Annotated in this window: 12 protein-coding genes and 1 pseudogene; 3 read left to right on the plus strand and 10 right to left on the minus strand. The window is 67.7% G+C overall.

Annotation, left to right across the window (positions count from 1 at the left end; translation table 11 throughout):
- The 3 genes from ACR2JA_RS08955 to ACR2JA_RS08965 all read left to right on the plus strand — a co-directional run.
- A partial coding sequence (locus tag ACR2JA_RS08955; RefSeq protein WP_434008747.1) for a hypothetical protein occupies nt 1-616 on the plus strand: 616 nt, incomplete at its 5' end.
- A 92-nt stretch (nt 617-708) separates the two neighbouring features.
- Nucleotides 709-885: a hypothetical protein gene (locus ACR2JA_RS08960; RefSeq protein WP_434008748.1), complete on the plus strand. Its 177-nt coding sequence runs from the start codon at nt 709-711 to the stop codon at nt 883-885.
- 423 nt (nt 886-1308) lie between these two features.
- On the plus strand, nt 1309-1971 hold the full coding sequence (locus ACR2JA_RS08965) for a Smr/MutS family protein (protein WP_434008749.1): 663 nt from the start codon (nt 1309-1311) through the stop codon (nt 1969-1971).
- Between the two features lie 19 nt (nt 1972-1990).
- Here the strand turns inward: ACR2JA_RS08965 and ACR2JA_RS08970 are convergent, their stop codons facing one another.
- The 10 genes and pseudogenes from ACR2JA_RS08970 to ACR2JA_RS09015 form a co-directional block, all read right to left on the minus strand.
- Nucleotides 1991-2386 carry a group II truncated hemoglobin gene (locus tag ACR2JA_RS08970; protein WP_434008750.1) on the minus strand — a complete coding sequence of 132 codons (396 nt, stop codon included), beginning with the start codon at nt 2384-2386 and terminating at the stop codon, nt 1991-1993.
- 2 nt (nt 2387-2388) lie between these two features.
- Nucleotides 2389-4932: an ABC transporter permease gene (locus tag ACR2JA_RS08975; protein ID WP_434008751.1), complete on the minus strand. Its 2544-nt coding sequence runs from the start codon at nt 4930-4932 to the stop codon at nt 2389-2391.
- A gap of 331 nt (nt 4933-5263) precedes the next feature.
- Nucleotides 5264-5896: pseudogene (upp, locus tag ACR2JA_RS08980) on the minus strand (uracil phosphoribosyltransferase).
- A gap of 116 nt (nt 5897-6012) precedes the next feature.
- Nucleotides 6013-6897 carry a formate dehydrogenase accessory sulfurtransferase FdhD gene (locus ACR2JA_RS08985; RefSeq protein ID WP_434008752.1) on the minus strand — a complete coding sequence of 295 codons (885 nt, stop codon included), beginning with the start codon at nt 6895-6897 and terminating at the stop codon, nt 6013-6015.
- 40 nt (nt 6898-6937) lie between these two features.
- A complete protein-coding gene (locus ACR2JA_RS08990) occupies nt 6938-7315 on the minus strand; it encodes a hypothetical protein (RefSeq protein ID WP_434008753.1) in 378 nt (125 codons plus the stop codon).
- A 16-nt stretch (nt 7316-7331) separates the two neighbouring features.
- On the minus strand, nt 7332-8537 hold the full coding sequence (locus ACR2JA_RS08995; protein ID WP_434008754.1) for a formate dehydrogenase subunit gamma: 1206 nt from the start codon (nt 8535-8537) through the stop codon (nt 7332-7334).
- Between the two features lie 10 nt (nt 8538-8547).
- Nucleotides 8548-8787, minus strand: a complete 240-nt coding sequence (locus ACR2JA_RS09000; RefSeq protein WP_434008758.1) for a hypothetical protein — start codon at nt 8785-8787, stop codon at nt 8548-8550.
- The gene (gene fdh3B, locus ACR2JA_RS09005) at nt 8787-9398 is read right to left on the minus strand and encodes a formate dehydrogenase FDH3 subunit beta (protein ID WP_434008755.1); all 612 of its coding nucleotides are present in this window, start codon (nt 9396-9398) and stop codon (nt 8787-8789) included. Before fdh3B ends, ACR2JA_RS09000 begins: the two co-directional genes overlap by 1 nt.
- Nucleotides 9399-9410: 12 nt before the next feature.
- A complete protein-coding gene (locus ACR2JA_RS09010; RefSeq protein WP_434008756.1) occupies nt 9411-12374 on the minus strand; it encodes a formate dehydrogenase subunit alpha in 2964 nt (987 codons plus the stop codon).
- Nucleotides 12375-12391: 17 nt separating this feature from the next.
- On the minus strand, nt 12392-12610 hold the full coding sequence (locus tag ACR2JA_RS09015; protein ID WP_434008757.1) for a formate dehydrogenase: 219 nt from the start codon (nt 12608-12610) through the stop codon (nt 12392-12394).
- Nucleotides 12611-13000 lie beyond the last annotated feature (390 nt).

Genomic DNA, 13000 nt, shown 5'->3' on the forward strand with positions numbered 1-13000 from the left:
GACCGACGCCGTGGCCCGCTGCCCGGACGACGGCATTCTGATCGCCGCGGGCGCCTGGTCCGGGCTGGACGCGCCCCGACTGCGCTGGAAAACGGTGGTCATCCCCAAGACGCCCTACGGCCCGCCGGTGACCGTGGACGGGCAAGCCATCACCCGCTACATCGACAGCCAAGTGGTGGCCATCCGCCGCACCACCCAGGGCCTGCACCGCGGTCTGCGCACGCCGGACGCGCGCTGCCACCTCATGCTGCTGGACCCGCGCAGCAGCCGCGACAGCCTGCGCAACGCCATACCGGCACGCTTTGCCGTGGACTGGACGGGGTTTGAAGAAGGCGCGCAGGTACTGCAAGCCCACTTTCGACGCGAGCGGGATGCCAGCCTGAGAAATGCTGCCCTGAAACGCTACGGACCACGTTGCATGACAGAGGGCTGCGGCGAATCGGCCCTGCATCGGCTGGACGTGCACCACACCCGCCCGCTGGCCGAAGGGGAACGCCGAACCACGCTGGACGAGGTGGTGGTTCTGTGCAAAAACCACCACGCCGACGCGCACCACCGCTTTCGGCTGGCTGCGCTGGACGCGATGGATCAGGGGAAACCGCTTGCCGCACCATAACTGGCTGCACGTGAGATCAAGCTGCCGTGAAAACGCGCAGCTACTTGAAAAGGTCCAGGTGCGTGTCGCTGAAATAGTCGGATCAAGCTGCCATGAAAACGAGCAGCTACTTGAAATGGACGCTGATGTGGAAGCGCCTGGAGGGCGACCAAACTGCTGTGGAAACGTGCAGCTACTGGAAGTACATCATCCCGAACGCGGGCGGCACCTCGGGCCAAGCTGCCGTGAAAACGAGCAGCTGCTGGAAGCAATGGTCGCAAGTGGCGTAAGCCTTGCCGGATCGAGCTGCCGTGAAACGTGCAGCTGCTGGAAGTCAAACCGCATAGGCGCAAACGCCCAGCCCGACCAAGCTGCCATGAGAGCGTGCAGCTACTGGAAGTAGATGGCAACCATGGTGTCGAACAGAAAGCCCCTAGCTGCGGTGAAAACGTGCAGCTACTGAAAGGTGATCGTGGAGCGCAAGGTGCTGCGCGAGGACCAAGCTGTCGTTAGAACGTGCAGCTACTAGAACTTGTCACCATCGAACTCACGCACATGCGCCGGTCCAACTGCCGTCAGGGCGTGCAGTTACTGAAACAACCACGACGGAACGCCACATTGGCATTTTTTCAAGCTGCCGTGAAAACGTGCCGCTATGTAAACCGCCGGGGAGCACCACAAGGGCATACCCGGTGCGCGAGAATCGCCGGACCATGAAAGTCCGCTCGCTGGCCGAACTCAAGACGCTGCACAAGGTGATCGCCCAGCGGGCGGCCGCCGAAGCCGCCGCGCGTGAGGCAGAGCGCCTGCGCCTGCAGCGGCTGGACCGGGAACGGCGCCTGTTCGAGCTGGCCGTGGGGCCGGTGCAGCCGCTGGTCGCGCCGCGTCGGGTGCACCATCCGCTGCGCCCGGTGGAGCCCACGCCGCGCCAGCGCCAGCTGGACGAGCAGGCCGTGATGCGCGAGGCGTTGTCGGACGACTTCGACGTGGAAACCCTGCTGCACACCGACGAAGCGCTGAGCTTTCGCCGCCCCGGCCTGGGGCCTGACGTGGTGCGCAAGCTGCGCGAAGGGCACTGGAGCATCCAGCGCCAGATCGACCTGCACGGCCTGCGCACCGACGAAGCGCGCGAGGCCCTGGGCGCCTTCATCCGCGAGACCCATGCGCTGGGCCTGCGCTGCGTGCGCGTGGTGCACGGCAAGGGCCTGGGGTCGCCGGGCCGCACGCCGGTGCTCAAGGCCCGCGTGCTGCGCTGGCTGGTGCAGAAGAACGAAGTGCTGGCCTTTGTGCAGGCGCGGCCGGCCGAGGGTGGCGCGGGCGCGCTGGTGGTGCTGCTCAAGCCGGTAGGGCGCCGGCTGTCCACCAGCCGCCGCTGATCGAACGTGCCCCGCGCGTTCAGTGCGGCGTGTTGCGCATCCAGTCGGCGGTCTTGAAGAAGCTGTCTTTCAGGCGGGCACGCAGGTCCTCGGGCACACCGGTCTCACCCATGGCCTGGTCCATGCAGGCGAGCCACTGGTCGCGTTCGATGATGCCGATCTGGAACGGCATGTGGCGCATGCGCAGGCGCGGGTGGCCAAAGCGGTCTTCGTAGTGCGAGGGGCCGCCCAGCCAGCCGCAGAGGAACCAGAACAGCTTCTGCCGCGCGTCGTCGAGCGTGCTGCCGTGCGCCACCCGCAGCTCGTGGTAACCGGGCTCGATGTCCATCAGGTCGTAGAAGCGGTCCACCAGGGCGCGCACGCGGGCTTCGCCGCCGATCCATTCGAATGGGGTGGCGGGTTCGGAGGTGTTCATGCTCAGGTCGCTGCTTTACGGAGTGTTTCGATCACGGGGGTTTTCAGCACGCTGCGCAGCCCCCACCAGCCCGCGGCCAGCGCCAGCACGCCGCCCGAGAGGCTGCCCAGCAGCGGCACCAGCAGCGGCGGTTGCCAGCTGAACTGGAAGGCGTATTTGGCCAGACCCCAACCCACGGCCATGGCCACCAGCGAGGCCACAAAACCGGCCAGCAGGCCCACGCCCAGCAACTCGATGCGCTGCACGTTGCGCAGCAGCTTCGACCCTGCGCCCACGGCGCGCAACACAGCGAATTCGCGCTCGCGTTCGCCGCGCGTGGCGGTGATGGTGGCCAGCAACACCACCAGCCCGGCGGCCAGGGCGAAGCCGAACAGGAATTCCACCGCGCGGATGACCTGGCCCAGCACGCGCTGCACCTGGGCGATGGTCTGGCTCATGTCCACATTGGTGATGTTGGGGAATTGGCGCACCAGCGCGTTGTCGAACCGCGGGCTGCCGTCGGGCGCGCGGAAGGCGCTGATGTAGGTGACCGGTACACCGTCCATCTGCGCGACCGGGAACATGACGAAGAAGTTGACCCGCATGGACGACCAGTCCACCTTGCGCAGGCTGGTGATGCGCCGCTCCACCACCTGGCCGGCGATATCGAAGCCCAGGCGGTCGCCGAGCTTGAGGCCCAGTTCTTCGGCCAGGCCCTCTTCCACGCTCAGGCCGTCGGCCTCGTCGGGCGTCCAGCGGCCCGCCACCACCGGGTTGTGGTCGGGGGCCTGCGCGCTGTGCGAGAGGTTGAACTCGCGCTCGACCAGGCGCTGCGCGCGGTCGGTGGCGAACTGCTCGGGCACCACGGACGCGCCGTTGACCGTGACCAGGCGGCCGCGGATCATGGGGAACCAGTCGAACTTGGCCACGCCAGCGGCCTTGAGCGCCTGCTGGAAGGGCTCGGCCTGCTCGGGCTGCACGTTGATGACGAAACGGTTGGGCGCATCCGGCGGCGTGGCGTTGCGCCAGCTGGCGATCAGGTCGGTGCGCAGCAGCACCAGCAGCACCAGGGCCAGCAGGCCGACCGCGAGAGAGCTGATCTGCACCACCGCGTAGGCCGGGCGGGCCGAGAGCTGGCGCGTGGCCAGCACCAGCGCGCGCGGGGCGGTGCTTTCATTGACGCTGGCGCGCAGCAGCTTGACGGCGCCCCAGCTGATGAGCGCGAACACCGCCACCGCGGCGGCAAAACCGCCGACCGCGATGCCGCCCAGCACCAGGTCTCGGCTGGCGGCCAGCAGAAGCGCAGCAAAACCGGCCACGCCCAGGCCCAGCACGGCCAGCGTGGCGGGCTTGAGCTGCCCCACATCGCGGCGGATCACGCGCAGCGGCGGCACCTGCGCCAGCTGCAACACCGGCGGCAGGCCAAAGGCCACCATCAGGGTGAGGCCCATGCCCAGGCCCAGCAGCGCGGGCCACACGCTGACCGCCGGCAGGGCCGATTCCACCAGCCCGGCCAACAGCAGCACGAACACGTGGTGCACCGCCCAGCCCAGGGCCACGCCCAGCGCGCTGGCGGCCAGGCCGATCACCAGGAACTCGAACGCGTAGGCCCGTGCCATGGCCCCCTGCGACAGGCCGAGCACGCGCAACATGGCGCAGTCGTCCAGGTGGCGCTGGGCAAAGCCGCGCGCCGCGATGGCCACCGCCACGGCCGAGAGCAGCGCGGCCAGCAGGGCCACGAGGTTGAGGAATTTTTCAGCGCGCGCCAGCGTCTGCTGCATCTCGGGCCGGCCACCTTCCAGCGATTCGAGCCGCAGACCGCGCACGCCGGGCTTGTCGACTTCAGCCTTCGCCCAGTCGGCAAAGCGCTTGACCTGCGGGTCGGCGCCGGCCACGGCCAAGCGGTAGTTCAGGCGGCTGGCGGGTTGCACCAGGCCGGTGGCGGGCAGGTCGGCGGCGTTGATCATCACGCGCGGTGCGAAGCTCATGAAGCCGCCGCCGCGATCGGGCTCGACCACGATGACGCGGGTCAGCTGGAAACTGGCGTCGCCCAGCAGCAGCGGCTGGCCGATCTTCAGGTCCAACTGCACCAGCAGCGCGGCGTCCACCCAGGCGGTGCCGGGGGCGGGGATTTCTGGTGTGGGTGCGTCGGGCTGGTCCGGCCCCGGCGCCACGCGCAGGCTGCCGCGCAGGGGGTAACCGGGCGCCACGGCTTTGAGGGCCACCAGCTTGGCGGCCCCGCCCTCTTCGTCGCGCGCGCGGCCCATGGTCGGGAAGCCCAGGGTCTGCACCGCCTGCAGGCCCAGCGCGCGCGCCTGTTCGGCAAACGCAGGGGCCGGCGGGTTGTCGCTGCTGATGACCGCGTCGCCCCCAATGAGCGCCCGCGCGTCGCGCTGCAGGCCGTTCTGCAGCCGGTCGGCAAAAAACCCCACCGATGTCAGCGCCGCCACCGCCAGCGTCACCGCGATCAGCAGCAGGCGCAGCTCACCCGCCCGCCAGTCGCGCCACAGCGAGCGCCAGCCAAGCGACCAGAATGAAACGGGGAGTGGAGCGGGTGCAGCGGACATGCGCGGACCTTACCGCAAGCGCATCAACCGCGCGGTGCGCTGAGGTTTGGAATCGAGTCCCCTGTTCTGCCGGCCCTCACACCAACCACGTCCCGAAGCGAGGGGGTGAAAGCACGGCATGCCGCGTGAGGCCACCGAAGCGCGTGTCTCATTCGAGAACGCGGCGGAGCTGGCTCCGCCAGGCCGCTCGCGTTGCCCCTTGAGGGGCAGAGCCGGCCACACGCAGTGCGCCGGCGATGGGGGTGGGCAAACGATCCGGCGCCGGGCCGCCCCAAGCCGGATCAGCCCCCTTGGGGGGCAGCGACCCGCGCAGCGGCGGAGCGTGGGGGCCTCATTTCGTCCCGAAGATCCGGTCACCCGCGTCGCCCAGGCCCGGCACGATGTAGCCGTGCTAGTTGAGTTCGCGGTCCACCGCCGGGGTGTAGATCGGCACGTCCGGGTGGGCGTCGTGGAAGGTCTTGATGCCTTGCGGGCAGGTGACCAGGCAGACGAAGCGGATGGAGCGCGGATTCGTCGCCTTCAGGCGGTCCACGGCGGCCACGGCCGAGTTGCCGGTGGCCAGCATGGGATCGAGCACGATCACGTCGCGCTCTTCCATGCCGCTGGGCATCTTGAAGTAGTACTCCACGGCCTTGAGCGTGGCCGGGTCGCGGTACAGACCGATGTGGCCGACGCGCGCACCGGGCAGCACCTGCAGCATGCCGTCGAGGAAGCCATTGCCCGCGCGCAGGATGGACGCCAGCACGATCTTCTTGCCGTCGATCACCGGCGACATCATCTTTTCCAGCGGCGTCTCGATCTCGATCTGCTGCATGGGCATGTCGCGCGTGAGTTCGTAGGCCAGCAGGGCCGACAGCTCGTGCACCAGCTCGCGGAAGCTCTTGGTGCTGGTGTCCTTCTTGCGCATCAGCGTGAGCTTGTGCTGGACCAGGGGGTGGGTGATGACGTGGACGTCGCGGCTCATGGCGGTCGGGTCTTTCTTGCAAAGGGAGCGTTGAATGGGAGAGTGGAACGCCAGCAACCGGCGCCAGCGCTCCAGGGAGGTTCCAAGTGTAGGCCCGCGCCCCGGCGGGCGGCCGATCAGGCGGCGCCGGCTTCGGCCGGCACGGCGTCGAACACGATGCGCTGCGGGTGCGAGAAGCAGAAGAAGCGCTTGTGCGTGGCACGGCCCACGGCGCACAGGCCCACGCGCTGGGCCACGTGCAGGCCCATCTCGGTGATGCCGCTGCGCGAAATGACCACCGGCACGCCCATCTGGGCCGACTTGATGACCATTTCGCTGGTCAGGCGGCCGGTGGTGTAGAACACCTTTTCGCCCGCCGGCAGGGTGCCCTGCAAGGCCATCCAGCCGGCGATGGTGTCCACCGCGTTGTGGCGGCCCACGTCTTCCACGAACAGTTGCAGGCGCTCGTCCACGAACAGTGCGCAGGCATGCACCGAGCCGGCGGTCTTGTAGGTGCTGTCGTGCAGGCGGATGGTGTTGACGATGTCATAGAGCTGCGTCTGGCGCAGCTGCGCCTGCGGCGACAGCACGATGCGGTCGACGTCGTCCATCAGCCCGCCAAACACGCTGCCCTGGCCGCAGCCGGTGGTGACCACTCGGCGCGCGGTGCGCTCTTCGATGCGGTCGATGCCCGAACGCGTCACCACCGCGGCGGCACCCACGTCCCAGTCCACCGTGATGGACTCGATCTCGTGCACACCACCGACCAGGCGCTGGTTGAGCAGGTAGCCCAGCACCAGCCACTCGGGGTGGGCACCCAGGGTCATGAGCGTGACCAGCTCGCGCTTGTCGACATAGACCGTGAGATCGCGCTCGGCCGGGATGCGGATGGCCCGCGGCTGGCCAAACTCGTCCACCACCGTCACCTCGCGGGTGAGGTCGGCTTTCGCCTGGGTGAGCCGAGGTCGTGACGCGGCCTCGGGCACAGCGGTCGCGATGTCTTGCAGATCGGCCAGGTTCATGCGGTCAAGGATACGCCCACCGGCCGGCCGGCTGCGAGCATCAGGACTTCTTGGCGGGCGCCGCCGCGGCGGGTGCTGCGGGAGCCGCCGCGGCGGCGGGAGCTGCGGGTGCGGCCGGCGCAGCGGCGGCCGTCGCGGGCGCGGGCCACACGAAGGGGCCCGGATCGGCGCACGGCGGCGTGGCCGTGGCCGGCTTCACCGCCTTGCCCGCGGCGGCGGCGGTCTTCTGGTAGTGGGCGGCGGCCTTGTCCATCGACAGGCACAGCTTGTACGCATCGACCTTGCCGGTGTGGGCGGTCTTGGCCTTGGCCTCGTCGGCCTTGGCTTTGGCTGCGTCGTCCAGCACGGGGGCCGGCAGCTTGGCCAGGGCTGCGGTGGACAGGGCGGCCAGCGCCATCAGCAGGAACGTCTTCTTCATGGTGGTGTCCTCGGGATCAGGCCTTGGCCGGCGCCTGCAACGGCGCGGCGGGTTCGGTCTTGCTGCGCTGGGCCGGGATCTTGCCGGCCTTCACGTCGTCGTACCAGAGTTCGTGGTGTTCCTTGGCCCAGGCCTCGTCCACGTAGCCGGTCTTCATGGCGCTGTAGGCGCCCTTCATGCCGATGGTGCCCATGTAGATGTGGCCCATGATCAGCGCCATCATCACCAGCGCGCAGACCAGGTGCAGCATGTGGGCGATCTGCATGTCACCGCGCAGGTACAACATGCCGGGCAGCAGCTTGTCCAGGAACAGGCCAGAGCCCACCACCACGATGCCGGGGATCGTGATGCCCCACCAGAACAGGCCCTTTTCGCCTGCGTTGAAACGGTGCGAGGGCACTTCCTTGTCGCTCAGCAGGCCACCCAGCTTGCTCAGCCACACGAAGTCGGCCGCGTTGGCGATGTTGTCCTTGATGAAGGTCACCACGATGATCAGCAGCGACACCGCGAACAGTGGACCGACGAAATTGTGGAGGTTCTTGAGCGCGAACGTCAGCCAGCCGAACAGCGTGCTGCCGATGACGGGCAGGATGAAGAACTTGCCGAAGGCCATGACGATGCCCGAGACCGCCAGCGCGATGAACGCGCCTGCGTTGGACCAGTGGGCTGCGCGCTCGAACGGGGTGAAGCGCTCGATCTGGCGGCCGGTGTCGGGCAGATGCCCGCCCAGCGAGCCCTTGGCTTTGTAGAAGATGGCCAGCGTCAGCAGCACGATGAACAGCAGCGCACCGCCGTAGGGGATCAGCCAGTTGTTGCGCACCTGGCGCCAGGCTTCACCGGCGTTGGTCAGGCGCGAACCGGGGTACTGCACAAAGGGCTGGATCAGGTTGCCCGCCTCGGGCGCCTGCGTCAGCGGCAGGCTGCTGTAACCGGTCACGCCCCGGCCCACGTCGCGCCACATGGGCGCGTTGTTGCCAGGCTGCACCTGCTTGCGCTCGGCGTTGGTCTGGTTGGCGTAGTTCGGGTCGGTGCTGGCGTCGGGCGCGATCTCGAAGATGTTCGCGCTCTTGACGCCGGCCACGGCCGGCGCCGTGGCAGCCGGTGCAGCGGCATCTGCCGCGGGTGCCGCCTGCGGGGCCTGCGCCTGGGCCAGGCCCAGACTGCCCGCCAGGGCCAAGCCCAGTAACCAGCCGGACAGCCTTGTCGTGGATCGCTTGCTCATGCGCGGCTCCTCATTGGGTGCTGACGCGGGTGTAGTCGTTCATGCCGTACTGCGCGCGCGACTTGAGCTGCTGCTCCCAGCTGCCCTTGTCACCCGCCTTCCAGCCCGGCTGCAGGTACTGGCTCTGACCGACGCCGGTGTAGGGCGCAGCATCCGAGCGGATGCCACCCATTGCCTGCGGCTTGTCGCTGCAGGCGGACAGGGCCAGCGCGGCGGCCAGCAGGCCCATCGATGTGAGGGTCCTGCGCATCACGATTTGGCTCCTTCCTTGTTGGCGGCGGTGCCGTAGGCTGTGCCCCAGCCCCAGACCTCGGCGCCCTTGCCGCGGCGCAGCACGCGGCTGCGGAAGATGTCGGCCACCACATCGCCGTCGCCGGCCAGCAGCGCTTTGGTCGAGCACATTTCAGCGCAGGCCGGCAGCTTGCCTTCGGCCAGGCGGTTGCGGCCGTACTTCTCGAACTCGGCCTGGCTGCCGTGCTCTTCGGGGCCACCGGCGCAGAAGGTGCACTTGTCCATCTTGCCGCGCACACCGAAGGTGCCCGAACTGGGGAACTGCGGGGCGCCGAAGGGGCAGGCGTAGCTGCAGTAGCCGCAGCCGATGCAGACGTCCTTGTCGTGCAACACCACGCCTTCGTCGGTGCGGTAGAAGCAGTTGACCGGGCAGACCGCCATGCAGGGCGCGTCGCTGCAGTGCATGCAGGCCACCGAGATCGACTTCTCGCCGGGCACGCCGTCGTTGAGCGTGACCACGCGGCGGCGGTTCACGCCCCAGGGCACCTCGTGCTCGTTCTTGCAGGCGGTGACGCAGCCGTTGCACTCGATGCAGCGCTCGGCGTCACAGATGAATTTCATTCGAGCCATCGTGCTGTCTCCTTATGCTTTCTCGACGTTGCAGACCGTGGTCTTGGTCTCTTGCATCATGGTCACGATGTCGTAACCGTACGTGGTGGCGGTGTTGATGGCCTCGCCGCGCACCACCGGCATCGCGCCGGCGGGGTAGTAGGCCTTCATGTCTTCGCCCTGCCAGCGGCCGGAGAAGTGGAACGGCATGAACACCGTGTGCTCGTCCACCCGCTCGGTCACCAGGGCCTGCACGTTGATGCGCGCACCGGTGGGGGTGGTGACCCAGACGCGCTCGCCGTTGCGGATGCCGCGCTCGGCCGCGGCCTTGGGGTTGAGCTCGATGAACATCTCCTGCTGCAGCTCGGCCAGCCAGGGGTTGGAGCGCGTTTCTTCGCCACCGCCCTCGTACTCGACCAGACGACCCGAGGTCATGATCAGCGGGTACTTCTCGTGGACCTTTTCCTCGATGTTCTTCTGCTGCAACGACTTGTAGAGCACCGGCAGGCGCCAGCGGTTCTTCTGATCGTCGTGGCTGGGGTATTTGGCCACCAGGTCGGGGCGGATGCCGTAGATCGGCTCGCGGTGCTGCGGGATCGCGTCGGGGAAGTTCCAGACGATGGCGCGCGCCTTGGCGTTGCCGAACGGGTGGCAGCCGTGGGCCATGGCCACGCGGATGATGGCGCCCGTCGGGTCGGTCTTCCAGTTCTTGCCTTCGGCCTTGGCCTTCTCGGCGTCGCTCAGGTCGTCCCACCAGCCCAGCTTCTTGAGCAACAGGTGATCGAATTCGGGGTAGCCGGTGGTGATTTCGGCGCCCACCGAGTGCGAACCGTCTTCGGCCAGCAGGCTCACGCCGTCTTTTTCCACACCGAAGTTGGCGCGGAAGTTGCCGCCGCCTTCCATGACGTGCTTGGAGGTGTCGTACAGGTTGGGCGAGCCAGGGTGCTTGATCTCGGGCGTGCCAAAGCAAGGCCAGGGCAGACCGAAGTAGTCGCCGGACATGTCATAGCCGGTTTCCTTGTCCACCACCTTGCCCTTGCACTTGAGCGTCTTCACGTCGAAGGCACCCATGTGGCGCATGTGGGCCTTCAGGCGCTCGGGGCTCTGGCCGGTGTAGCCGATGGTCCAGACGCTGCGGTTGATCTCGCGCAGGATGTCCTCGACCATGGGCTCGTCCATGCCCTTGACCTGCTGCATCTTGTAGTTCTTGACCAGTTCCTTGTCGAAGCCGAGCTTCTGCGCGAACTGGTACATGATCATGTGGTCGCTGCGACTCTCCCACAGCGGTTCGATGACTTTCTCGCGCCACTGGATCGAGCGGTTGGAGGCGGTGCAAGAGCCGCTGGTCTCGAACTGCGTGGCCGCCGGCAGCAGGTAGACAGCGCGGTTGGGGTTGAGGTCTTCGGGCTTGCCGGGCATGGCCGCCATGGCCGCCGTGGCCGACGGGTACGGGTCGACCACCACCAGCAGGTCCAGCTTGTCCATGGCACGCTTCATCTCCAGACCACGGGTCTGCGAGTTGGGCGCATGGCCCCAGAAGAACACGCCGCGCAGGTTCGGGCCCTGGTCGATCAGCTCGTTCTTCTCCAGCACACCGTCGATCCAGCGCGAGACGGTGATGCCGGGCTTTTCCATCATGCCGTCGGCGTACTTGGACTTGATCCAGTCGTAGTCCACACCCCAGACGTTGGCGAAGTGCTTCCACGAACCCGCGGCCAGGCCGTAGTAGCCGGGCAGCGAATCGGGGTTGGGGCCGACGTCGGTCGCGCCCTGCACGTTGTCGTGGCCACGGAAGATGTTGGTGCCACCACCGCTCTTGCCGATGTTGCCCAGCGCCAGCTGCAGGATGCACGAGGCGCGCACCATGGCGTTGCCGATGGTGTGCTGCGTCTGGCCCATGCACCACACGATGGTGGCGGGCTTGGCCTCGGCCAGCATCTTGGCCACCTTGGCCATCTGTTCTTCCTTGACGCCGCAAGCCTCTTCCACGGCCGCGGGCGTCCACTTGGTCATCACCTCTTCGCGCACCTTCTCCATGCCGAAGACGCGGTCGTTGATGTACTGCTTGTCTTCCCAGCCGTTCTTGAAGATGTGGTGCAGCAGGCCGAACAGGAAGGGGATGTCGGTGCCCGAGCGGATGCGCACGTACTCGTCGGCCTTGGCCGCCGTGCGGGTGAAGCGCGGGTCCACCACGATCATCTTGCAGCCGTTTTCCTTGGCGTGCAGCATGTGCAGCATGGACACCGGGTGCGCCTCGGCCGCGTTGGAGCCGATGTACAACGCGCACTTGCTGTTCTGCATGTCATTGTACGAGTTGGTCATCGCACCGTAACCCCAGGTGTTCGCCACGCCGGCCACCGTGGTGGAGTGGCAGATGCGCGCCTGGTGGTCGCAGTTGTTGGTGCCCCAGAAACTCACGAACTTGCGCAGCAGGTAGGCCTGTTCGTTGTTGTGCTTGGACGAGCCGACGAAGTAGACCGAGTCCGGCCCGCTGGCCTCTTTCAGCGCCTTCATCTTGGCGGTGATCTCGTCCAGCGCCTGATCCCAGCTGATCTTCTGGTACTTGCCGTCGACCAGCTTCATCGGGTAGCGCAGGCGGTACTCGCCGTGGCCGTGCTCGCGCAGGGCGGCCCCCTTGGCGCAGTGCGCGCCCAGGTTGATGGGCGAGTCGAACACGGGTTCCTGGCGCACCCAGACGCCGTTCTCGACGATGGCGTCGGTCGCACAGCCCACCGAGCAGTGGGTGCACACCGTGCGCTTGACCTCGATCTTGCCGGTGCCGTCGATGGAACCGCCGGTGGCGGCCTTGGCTTTCTTGACCAGGGTCAGCTGCGAGGCGGCGATGCCGACGCCCACGCCCAGGCCCGAGCGGCGCAGGAACGAGCGGCGGTCCATGGTGGGCAGCGCGGCCGACAGGCCCCGCTGCAGGTTGTGCACGAGGGCCGAATGACCGCGGCCGGCCGGCGCGCTGCCGGTGGATTTTTTGGTGAGCAACATCGTGGGGCTCCTCGGGATCAGATCCGCGTGGTCTTGTAGTAGTGCTGGACGTGGGCGCTCAGGCTATAGCCACCGCCGCGCGTGGGAGCGGGCTGGGGTTCCTGCGCGACGGGAACTTCGGGCTGAACGGACGGCAGCAGCGCGGTGGCCGCGGCGGCCGCACCGACGACACCGGCGCCCGCGAACAGGCTGCGGCGGCGCAGGGCGGGTTGGTCTGGGCGAGGGGGCTTGCTCATGTGCATGTCTCCGGGTTGAACACGGCCCGCCGCACACATCGAAAAGGTGCACCTGCGGACTTTTTGCATAAGTGGAATCTATCCGAATCTAGCCTCGCTTCAGGGGGCTGACAAGCGCGTTCACCCCCGTCTGCAGGGCGGCTCAAGCGGGTCGGAGGTCACGGTGACCGGAAGCGGCGGGCGTGGGCTGCGCGCGTTAGCCAGAACCGTGCCATGCGCTGCGGCCCCCGTGACCTGACGACCCCGGCCCGTGCACCGCGGTCTGGGCACCCAATCCACCATCTTCACCCACGACCACGCGTCAGCTTGTCGCTGTCGCTCGCGACAATTTGTCGCGCCTGCTGCGCCGCAACGCCCCGCCACGATCCGTGGTTTCCGGGTGATTAACCG

Source organism: Hydrogenophaga sp. (assembly GCF_051007235.1).
GTDB lineage: Bacteria > Pseudomonadota > Gammaproteobacteria > Burkholderiales > Burkholderiaceae_C > Hydrogenophaga.

Excerpts from the sequence above, each read along its gene's own strand:
- ACR2JA_RS08960 (WP_434008748.1), top strand. The coding sequence starts at position 709 with ATGAAAACGAGCAGCTACTTGAAATGGACGCTGATGTGGAAGCGCCTG.
- ACR2JA_RS08965 (WP_434008749.1), top strand. The coding sequence starts at position 1,309 with ATGAAAGTCCGCTCGCTGGCCGAACTCAAGACGCTGCACAAGGTGATC.
- ACR2JA_RS08970 (WP_434008750.1), bottom strand. The coding sequence starts at position 2,386 with ATGAACACCTCCGAACCCGCCACCCCATTCGAATGGATCGGCGGCGAA.
- ACR2JA_RS08975 (WP_434008751.1), bottom strand. The coding sequence starts at position 4,932 with ATGTCCGCTGCACCCGCTCCACTCCCCGTTTCATTCTGGTCGCTTGGC.
- ACR2JA_RS08985 (WP_434008752.1), bottom strand. The coding sequence starts at position 6,897 with ATGAACCTGGCCGATCTGCAAGACATCGCGACCGCTGTGCCCGAGGCC.
- ACR2JA_RS08990 (WP_434008753.1), bottom strand. The coding sequence starts at position 7,315 with ATGAAGAAGACGTTCCTGCTGATGGCGCTGGCCGCCCTGTCCACCGCA.
- ACR2JA_RS08995 (WP_434008754.1), bottom strand. The coding sequence starts at position 8,537 with ATGAGCAAGCGATCCACGACAAGGCTGTCCGGCTGGTTACTGGGCTTG.
- ACR2JA_RS09000 (WP_434008758.1), bottom strand. The coding sequence starts at position 8,787 with ATGCGCAGGACCCTCACATCGATGGGCCTGCTGGCCGCCGCGCTGGCC.
- fdh3B (WP_434008755.1), bottom strand. The coding sequence starts at position 9,398 with ATGGCTCGAATGAAATTCATCTGTGACGCCGAGCGCTGCATCGAGTGC.
- ACR2JA_RS09010 (WP_434008756.1), bottom strand. The coding sequence starts at position 12,374 with ATGTTGCTCACCAAAAAATCCACCGGCAGCGCGCCGGCCGGCCGCGGT.
- ACR2JA_RS09015 (WP_434008757.1), bottom strand. The coding sequence starts at position 12,610 with ATGAGCAAGCCCCCTCGCCCAGACCAACCCGCCCTGCGCCGCCGCAGC.